Genomic DNA, 6156 nt, shown 5'->3' on the forward strand with positions numbered 1-6156 from the left:
ATGAGCAACATCGTCTTCCGCTGTTCGCGTACCGGCATGTATGTGCAGCACTGGCTGGCCGAGGAGGTCGCGCAGGACGCGCCGATGTGCGCGTACGAGACCGTCCAGTGCAAGGCATGCGGGCGCATTCGTTTCATCAACCGCCGCACCGGCAAGCTGCTCGGCGATTTCGGCGAGCCGGTCAATCCGCAGTCGGCAAGCGTCGCATCGTGAACTCGATCCTGTCGTCGGGCAGTTCGCGCCAGCTCTCGACCTCGCTCATATAGCCGGCCTTGGGATAACGCGCGAAGAAGGCTTGCGCCTTCGCCCGAGCAGCCTCGCGCGGCAAGGTGAAGGTCTCGCGCAGATAGCCGTCGCCCGCCTTGCGCCGGCGCGCCATCCGGTCGGCAAGATCACGCGGGCGAAACGCCATGCCGAAACTCCACCTGGTACGATCCCAATATAAGAGATCGCCACGGGAAGAGGAGTCCAGTTCGACGTGTGGATCAGTTCGCGGTGGAGCCTGCCTTGGGCTTCTTGGCCGCAGCCGACGCCTTGGGCGCCGCTGCAGGCTTCGGCGGATCGCTGCGCATGCCGCCCCAGGGATCGTTGGAGGCCTTTGCGTCCGGGATCTTCTTCAGGCTGTCCTTGTAGACCCTGTCGCGCTCGGCCTCCTGCGCCCTCTCCTCGTCGGTCTTGGCCGGCTTGCTGTCCTGCAACCAGTTGACCGAGGGCATCTGCGCGTAAGCCGGCCCTGCCAGCACGGTCAGCACTGCCGCCATACGAAAAACCTTCATCACGTCACTCCTTGAATCATCGGCAGAGGTCGATCCGCCTCGTCGTCAGCCCTGACGGCGCATCGAACGCTGACCTCTTTTCAGGAACGGTCCGACCGGCAGAATTTCGGCGATTGCATCCAGTCGTCCCAGATCGGGCCGCACTTGGTGCACCCGTTGAGCGCGAGGCCGAGCGCGGCCAGGCAAAAGACCAAGACAAATCGCCGTAACATCATCCACCCTGTTCCCAAGCGCGGCATCATAGGGGTCGAAGTCAGGCATTTTCAAGCCGAGGGGACGCCGTCCGGCATGCCCCAAACGGATGACTCCTGCGCCCCGATCCGGGCACAATGGCCGAAACATCCGGCAACGCATGAGGAAACAGGGTTCATGACAGAAACGTCCGCAGCGGAGTTCGACATCGAGGAAGCCAGGCGCGTGCTCGGCGACGTCTTTGCACCCTGGGTCAGGGATCTCGGGCTTTCGGTCGAGAGCATCGACTACACACCGCCGCGGGACGCCGCCGATTGGCAGCCGGGCGCGGTGCTGCGCATGGCATTCTCCGAGCGCCTCTGCCGCAGCGGCGGCGTGGTGTGCGGCCAGGCGCTGATGGCGCTGGCCGACACCTCGATGGTGATTGCGATCCTCGCCGCCAATCGCGGCTACCGTCCGATGACCACCGTCGACCAGACCACGCACTTCATGCGCGCGGTCTCGTCGTCGGATGTGCTGGCGGATGCGCGGGTGGTGCGACTCGGACGCACCATGAGCTTCGGCCGCGTCACCCTCCTCTCCGCCACCGACAACAAGCCGGTGGCGATGGTGTCGAGCGCCTTTGCGATGCTGCCGGGATAGAATGTCGGCGGGATCCGCGACGACGCGAGCGTAGCGAGCGCGCGACGACGCGCGCCCGCAAGCGCTGATGTAACGAGCCTACTTGCCGAGAACTTCGTCGGCCGCGGTCACGATGCTGACGTTCGGATTCTTTCCGCAATAGCTGCCGAACTTCTTGGCGTTCTCGACGAACACGTCGGTGTCGATGATGGCGTTGTCCTCGTCGCCCTTGTACCAGCCGTCCATCCAGGTGAGCACCATCTTGATGGTGTCATCGCCACTCTCCAGGAACTGCTTGCAGCTCATGGTCGCGAGATCGATCTTGGCGGCATCGGCGGGAACGGACGACAGCGAAAGGGCGGCAGCGAAAAGAATCGAAGCGGTGGTCTTCATGAGAATCTCCATCGGCGCATCGCGCCACAATTGAACGTCCATTCACAAGCTGCGGAGCGAGCGAATGCGCGCGCATTGTCGTAAACGAAGTATGAAGCGCTCTGCAAGTACGGCGCATATTGAATTTATTTCAACGTAATTCCCATGCTCTAGTTAAGAGGCGAGATGACGGATCGAAATCGATGAACGAGAAGCGTGCAGCGCAGCGACATCGTGTTTTCAAGGGTGGAACGATCACCTTCGAAGGCAGGAATCTCGCGTGCACGGTCCGCAACATGTCGACCGGCGGCGCCGCGATCGACATTGACGGGCCGCTTGCGTTGCCGCCGTCGTTCAAATTGTCGATCGAACGCGACCGTTTCGTGCGCAATTGCCGCGCGGTCTGGCGCAGCGACAAACGAATCGGGCTCGCCTTCGTCCAGGAGAGCGCTGCGATGTGAACGACGGTTCGCATCGCCACGCGCGGCAAGCTGACCGACAATCATTCATGGCGCGCTCGCAGGCGACGCGATCGCGTGGGACGTATCAATATCCGCGGCGGCCCTGATAGCCGTCGCGCGGACCGTAACCGCCGCCGCCGACACCGACGCCGACGCCGATGCCGATCGACACCGGCGGTGTGCGCTCGTAGACGACGGGCGGTCCGGCCGGCTCGTACACGACCGGCGGCGGGCGGCGCACCACAACGACGTCGTCGGTGTAGACCTGCGCGGGCGGCCGCGATCCGGCGCGCTTGGTGTCGGGCTTCTTGGTCGGCGTGTCGGCCTTCTTCAGCGGCGCCGGCTGCGGCTGGTTGTTGCACGGACAGGTGAGCGCAGCATTGGTCGCGGGCGTCGCCAGCGCGACGACCGGGACCGGCTTGTTGCGCATGCGCTCTTCGAGCCTTCGCGCGGTCGCGGTGAGGTCGCTGTCCGGGAATTGCACGAGGAAGGCGCGATAGCTCGCCGCGGTGTTGATCAGCACGGCATTGTTCCAGGCGACCATGCGGCGATGGCGATTGAGCCAGTCGCGCGCCTGCAGGCCGCGCGGCGTCGAGGCAAAGAGCGTGGCAAAGGCTTCATAGGCTTCGTCCGTGCCGTCGGCGACGATGATCTCGTTGGCGGCCTCGACCGGCTTGCCCTTGAGGTCGCGCGTCCATTCCTCGACCGTGCGCCTGGTGGCGGCAAGCTTGGGCCCGCCCTGCCCGCTCGCGGCCATCGGGCTCGCGAAACGGAAATCTTCGGTCAGCGAGGATGAATCCCACGGCGTCTGCCGGCCGTCCGTGACCTTGTTCACGGCGACGCGGACGCGCTTGAAAGTTTCCTCGATCGGCGCCGGATCCTTGGCCGCCGTCAGCAGCGCCGTGGTGTAGGGACTGTTGGCGCCGCTACCGTCTTCGGCTTCGGCACCGGGCGAGGTCGAGAACGAGACGAAGGTGCCGGGCACGCCGGTCTTGGCGTCGATCAACGCCAGGCCGTTGCCGGCGGTCTTCAGCGTCGGGAATGGATTGTTGCGGCAGGCATCGAGCAGCACGATGCGCATCCGCGTCGGCACCGAGTTCAGCGTATTGAGGATGTCGTTGAGACGCACCGCCTGCACGGCGATATCGGCCTCGCGCTTGGGATCGACGTCGATGGGAATCAGAAAATTCTCGCCGTCGACCTGGAGGCCGTGGCCGGCATAGAACACCAGCGCCACAGTGTCGGCGCCCTTCGCCGCGACCTCGCTTGCGAACTCGCCGACCTTGGCGCGCAATTCGTTCTGTGACAGGTCCGACGCGGAGACGACCTGGAAGCCCGAGTCCGACAGCAGTTTTGTCATGGCCTTGGCGTCGTTGGCGGGATTGGGCAGGACCGGGACCGATTTGTAGGCGGACTGTCCGATCACCAGCGCCAGCCTGTTTTCGGCCAAAGCCGGATAGCTGCCGAGGAGGAGTGCGGCTGGAACGAGCCACTTCAGAAAGGCGCGGCTGAGCAGGGCGCGGCGAGACATCGGCAACCTCCGGCAATACTGGTGCTTGCCGAATTGGTCACGGGGCTTGAGGGCAAGGTTCAAGGCGGCGCGCCAATCTCCTGCGTCTCAAGCACTTTCTTCAACGGCGAAGATGTCGCAGACCGCGACGCCCCTTCACTTCTGCTTCATTTCTGCTTTTTGGGCGTCTCGGCCGGGCGCGCCCCGCTCCAGGGGTCGTACTTGTCCTTGGGCTCGGGAATGCGCTCGAGCGCGGCCTTGTAGGCCTTCTCGTCGACCGGGGGCTGCTTCGGCTCGGCCGATTTGGGCGGATCCGTCCGGTGCCGGCCCTGCGCCTGCGCCGGCCCAGACGTCAGCGCCAGCAGCGCCGCCAAAACCACCAAAACTCTCATCCCGGCAATCCCCTCACCTGCCCGCCGCTTTTGTGCGTCAAGCCTAGCGCATCTCCGTTTGCATCAGCAAATGTTGATCGGGCGGGCCTTTGGGCCGGGCTTTGATCGGCCATGTTCATGACTAGCTGTGACGCCGCGGGGGGTCTCCACGGATATGTTGCGGATTGTTGCTCATGCGGCATTGCTCGCCGGCATGCTTGCGCTCGGGGCTTGCGGCTTTGCCGACAGCCGCGCGCCGGTGCCCGAGTTCATGCGCATGAAGGAGACCGAGCAGCCGCCGCCGGAGCAGCCGCCCGACGTCCGGAAGCTCGTGCGCGAGCAGATCGATTTCGTCTTCCTCGCCGCATCCTCTCCGCGCGACGTGCAGGTCGCGCCCGCGCATCATGAAGTGCGCGGCCCCGGCTGGACGGCCTGCGTTCGCGCGCAGCTCACCTCGGCGACCGGGACGGCGCTGGGCCCGCAGACCTATATCGTGACGATCGCGGGCGGGAAGATCGTCGACCGGCGCCGCGCCGAGACGGACGATACCTGCGCATCCGAGACCTATGCGCCGATCTAAAGCGCGACGGCGCGCGCTTTGCGCTAACCCGGCGCGCGCCGGAATACGAATTTCCGGCTGAAATCGATGAAGGTCTTGACGACCTGCGAATGGTCCTCGTCGCGGCGCACGATGTAGACGTCCGCCGATAGATTCGACGCCGTCAACCGGCGGAACAGAATCTCCCGATTGGTGAAGCGCGAGATCGATGCCGGCACCAGCGCCACGCCGAATCCGGCCGATACCAATCCGACGATGGACTGCGCGTCGACGACCTCGTGCGCCACCCGCGGCAAAAATCCGGCCGAGACGCAGCTCTCCTGGATCGAGCGCGCAAAATCCGAGCTTTCCGGAACGAGCGCGACGAACTCCTCGTCGCGCAGATCACGCAGCGCCAGCCGCTTGCGGTTCGCGAGCCGATGAATGCGCGACATCGCGAGCACGACGTCCTCCTTCCACGCCAGCGTGGCGACGAGCCCGTCGACTGCCGGCGGCAGGCGAATGAAGCTGATATCCGCCGAGCGCTCCTGCAGGGCGCGGATTTGCAGCGCCGGCGCCTGCTCAATCAGCACGCTCGTCACCTCCGGATATTCGTGACGATGCGCCGCAAGCAGATCGGCGAGCCCGCTGCGCAGGATCGAGCCCGTCGTACCGATCAGCAGCCGGCCGGTCTTGCCGGCCCCGATCGCCTGCGCCTCGCGCCGCGCGCTGTCGACTTGCGCCAGGATCGCCCTTGCATGAACCAGGAACGAGTCGCCAGCCGCCGTCAGGCGGACGCGACGGCTCGTGCGCTGGAACAGCGCCGCGCCGACCTGGTGCTCGAGGTCCCGGATCTGCTGGCTCAGCGGCGGCTGCGAGATGTGCAGGCGCCTGGCGGCGGCCGTGAAGCTCAGCTCCGCGGCAACGACCGTAAAATACCGGAGATGGCGGAGCTCGATCGGCAATTGATATCCATAACATATCAATCTTGACTAACAATATATTGGACCAAGGTTGCTGCGTTTGCAACGTTTCGCGCAGACATTCTCTTGGCGCGCGCCACCGCTGGCCTCGCCGATCTCGAGGAGACCCGCAATGACGCGACTGAAGTCCCTGGCCATCACCGCCGCCCTGCTCCTCGCCGCGATCCCGCTTGCAACCCCGCCGGGCCACGCCGACGAGCTCGCCGACATCATGAAGGCCGGAACCATCAAGGTTGCCGTGCCGCAGGATTTCGCGCCGTTCGGCTCGGCCGGCCCCGACCTGAAGCCGCAGGGCTACGACATCGACATGGCGAACCTCGTCGCCAAGGAGC

General features: G+C 65.1%; 10 protein-coding genes and 1 pseudogene. 5 read left to right on the forward strand and 6 right to left on the reverse strand.

Annotation, left to right across the window (positions count from 1 at the left end; genetic code table 11):
• Window positions 1-213: a hypothetical protein gene (locus C2U70_RS19430; RefSeq protein ID WP_140980034.1), complete on the forward strand. Its 213-nt coding sequence runs from the start codon at window positions 1-3 to the stop codon at window positions 211-213.
• Here the strand turns inward: C2U70_RS19430 and C2U70_RS19435 are convergent.
• Together C2U70_RS19435 and C2U70_RS19440 are read right to left on the reverse strand one after the other, a co-directional pair.
• On the reverse strand, window positions 182-412 hold the full coding sequence (locus C2U70_RS19435) for a hypothetical protein (RefSeq protein ID WP_140980035.1): 231 nt from the start codon (window positions 410-412) through the stop codon (window positions 182-184). The two genes, C2U70_RS19430 and C2U70_RS19435, sit on opposite strands and share 32 nt — an antisense overlap.
• A gap of 73 nt (window positions 413-485) precedes the next feature.
• On the reverse strand, window positions 486-776 hold the full coding sequence (locus tag C2U70_RS19440) for a hypothetical protein (protein ID WP_140980036.1): 291 nt from the start codon (window positions 774-776) through the stop codon (window positions 486-488).
• 369 nt (window positions 777-1145) lie between these two features.
• Here C2U70_RS19440 and C2U70_RS19450 point away from each other — a divergent pair, with 369 nt between their 5' ends.
• On the forward strand, window positions 1146-1610 hold the full coding sequence (locus tag C2U70_RS19450; protein ID WP_140980038.1) for a PaaI family thioesterase: 465 nt from the start codon (window positions 1146-1148) through the stop codon (window positions 1608-1610).
• Between the two features lie 78 nt (window positions 1611-1688).
• Here C2U70_RS19450 and C2U70_RS19455 read toward each other — a convergent pair whose 3' ends face one another.
• Window positions 1689-1982 (reverse strand): HdeA/HdeB family chaperone, encoded by a 294-nt coding sequence (locus C2U70_RS19455; protein ID WP_186294364.1) that lies wholly within the window; start codon window positions 1980-1982, stop codon window positions 1689-1691.
• A gap of 182 nt (window positions 1983-2164) precedes the next feature.
• On the opposite strand from C2U70_RS19455, the gene C2U70_RS19460 reads away from it, so the two are divergent.
• The gene (locus tag C2U70_RS19460; protein ID WP_140980039.1) at window positions 2165-2422 is read left to right on the forward strand and encodes a PilZ domain-containing protein; all 258 of its coding nucleotides are present in this window, start codon (window positions 2165-2167) and stop codon (window positions 2420-2422) included.
• Window positions 2423-2507: 85 nt separating this feature from the next.
• Here C2U70_RS19460 and C2U70_RS19465 read toward each other — a convergent pair whose 3' ends face one another.
• Together C2U70_RS19465 and C2U70_RS19470 are read right to left on the reverse strand one after the other, a co-directional pair.
• Window positions 2508-3953 (reverse strand): caspase family protein, encoded by a 1446-nt coding sequence (locus C2U70_RS19465; protein ID WP_140980040.1) that lies wholly within the window; start codon window positions 3951-3953, stop codon window positions 2508-2510.
• Window positions 3954-4099: 146 nt separating this feature from the next.
• Window positions 4100-4324, reverse strand: a complete 225-nt coding sequence (locus C2U70_RS19470) for a hypothetical protein (RefSeq protein ID WP_140980041.1) — start codon at window positions 4322-4324, stop codon at window positions 4100-4102.
• 154 nt (window positions 4325-4478) lie between these two features.
• Here C2U70_RS19470 and C2U70_RS19475 point away from each other — a divergent pair, with 154 nt between their 5' ends.
• On the forward strand, window positions 4479-4883 hold the full coding sequence (locus C2U70_RS19475) for a hypothetical protein (RefSeq protein WP_140980042.1): 405 nt from the start codon (window positions 4479-4481) through the stop codon (window positions 4881-4883).
• Between the two features lie 23 nt (window positions 4884-4906).
• On the opposite strand, the gene C2U70_RS19480 is transcribed toward C2U70_RS19475, so the two are convergent.
• Window positions 4907-5806, reverse strand: a complete 900-nt coding sequence (locus C2U70_RS19480) for a LysR substrate-binding domain-containing protein (protein WP_246666794.1) — start codon at window positions 5804-5806, stop codon at window positions 4907-4909.
• A 130-nt stretch (window positions 5807-5936) separates the two neighbouring features.
• On the opposite strand from C2U70_RS19480, the pseudogene C2U70_RS33335 reads away from it, so the two are divergent.
• Window positions 5937-6156: pseudogene (locus tag C2U70_RS33335) on the forward strand (transporter substrate-binding domain-containing protein); the annotation flags it as partial.

The sequence above is a fragment of the Bradyrhizobium guangdongense genome (genome assembly GCF_006483445.1).
GTDB classification, from domain to species: domain Bacteria; phylum Pseudomonadota; class Alphaproteobacteria; order Rhizobiales; family Xanthobacteraceae; genus Bradyrhizobium; species Bradyrhizobium guangdongense_A.

Coding starts and splice junctions, on each gene's coding strand:
- C2U70_RS19460 (WP_140980039.1), top strand. CDS start 2,165: ATGAACGAGAAGCGTGCAGCGCAGCGACATCGTGTTTTCAAGGGTGGA.
- C2U70_RS19465 (WP_140980040.1), bottom strand. CDS start 3,953: ATGTCTCGCCGCGCCCTGCTCAGCCGCGCCTTTCTGAAGTGGCTCGTT.
- C2U70_RS19430 (WP_140980034.1), top strand. CDS start 1: ATGAGCAACATCGTCTTCCGCTGTTCGCGTACCGGCATGTATGTGCAG.
- C2U70_RS19470 (WP_140980041.1), bottom strand. CDS start 4,324: ATGAGAGTTTTGGTGGTTTTGGCGGCGCTGCTGGCGCTGACGTCTGGG.
- C2U70_RS19435 (WP_140980035.1), bottom strand. CDS start 412: ATGGCGTTTCGCCCGCGTGATCTTGCCGACCGGATGGCGCGCCGGCGC.
- C2U70_RS19450 (WP_140980038.1), top strand. CDS start 1,146: ATGACAGAAACGTCCGCAGCGGAGTTCGACATCGAGGAAGCCAGGCGC.
- C2U70_RS19440 (WP_140980036.1), bottom strand. CDS start 776: ATGAAGGTTTTTCGTATGGCGGCAGTGCTGACCGTGCTGGCAGGGCCG.
- C2U70_RS19475 (WP_140980042.1), top strand. CDS start 4,479: ATGTTGCGGATTGTTGCTCATGCGGCATTGCTCGCCGGCATGCTTGCG.
- C2U70_RS19455 (WP_186294364.1), bottom strand. CDS start 1,982: ATGAAGACCACCGCTTCGATTCTTTTCGCTGCCGCCCTTTCGCTGTCG.